A 924-nucleotide genomic window follows, 5' to 3' on the forward strand; every position below is an offset into this window, starting at 1 on the left:
CCACCCGCCACCCCGCGCGCGCGCGGCGCCGGGGGCGCTGCCCCCCGCCGCCCCCCCGCCGCGCGCCGCGCCGGCGGCCCGGCCGCGGGCCCCCGGACCCTGCGGCGGTCACGGGCCGTGTCATATCAGGCGGTGCGCCCGGAGATCGGCCACGTACTTGGTGATCAGCTCCGGTGACAGGTGGGGGATGTCGTCGCCGTCGTCGAGGGCCGCGGCCCGTACGGCCGCGCGGAACCGGTCCGCCGGCAGGGCGGATCCGGCGAGTGGCTGTTCCGGCTCGGTGAAGGCGTGCAGCAGCGGGAGCAGCGAATGCCGGCGCCGGCGGTCGGGCAGGCCGCGCAGGGCGGACTCGAAGCGGTCGATCCACTCGGCGTGGTCCTGGACGCGGGTCAGGGGATGTCCGGCTGCCAGCAGCCAGTCGACGACCGTGTCGAGTGAGATGCCGTCGTCGTGCGGGTTGACCACGTTGTACGTCCGGTAGCCCTCCCGTGCGTCGTCACCGAGCGAGGTGACGGCCCGCGCGGTGAAGTCCACCGGGAGCGCGTCGAAGTGCCCGCGCACGGCGCCGCTGCCCGGGGCGTAGAAGCTGCCGGGTGCGATGCCGGTCGCCAGCAGGCTCAGCACGAGGCGGGTGAAGACGTCCGGGACGTTGAGCTGACCGCGGTAGCGCGGGTGCGCGAGGATCATGTTCGAGCGGAAGACGGCGACCGGCAGACCGAAGGCCTCGTGCGCCTCGCGCAGCAGCACCTCGCCGGCCCATTTGCCGGCCGCGTAGCCGTCGGCGTAGTCGCCGTCGAGCTCGCGTGCCCCGCCGGCGGTCCGGATGTCCGCCGACTCGTCGGGGGGGGGCGCCGGGCCGCCAACAGAACACTCCCACCCACGCGTTAAGAAGAAGTATGTTAGTGTTATGGGAACTCGCCGGGG

At 74.2% G+C, this 924-nt stretch carries 1 protein-coding gene; it reads right to left on the reverse strand.

Annotated elements, in window-relative coordinates:
• Positions 1-120: 120 nt before the first annotated feature.
• Positions 121-909 (reverse strand): SDR family oxidoreductase, encoded by a 789-nt coding sequence (locus ACFWXO_RS04300; protein WP_380522335.1) that lies wholly within the window; start codon positions 907-909, stop codon positions 121-123.
• Positions 910-924: the final 15 nt, after the last annotated feature.

This window comes from Kitasatospora sp. NPDC059088, from assembly GCF_042738155.1.
Lineage (GTDB): Bacteria > Actinomycetota > Actinomycetes > Streptomycetales > Streptomycetaceae > Kitasatospora.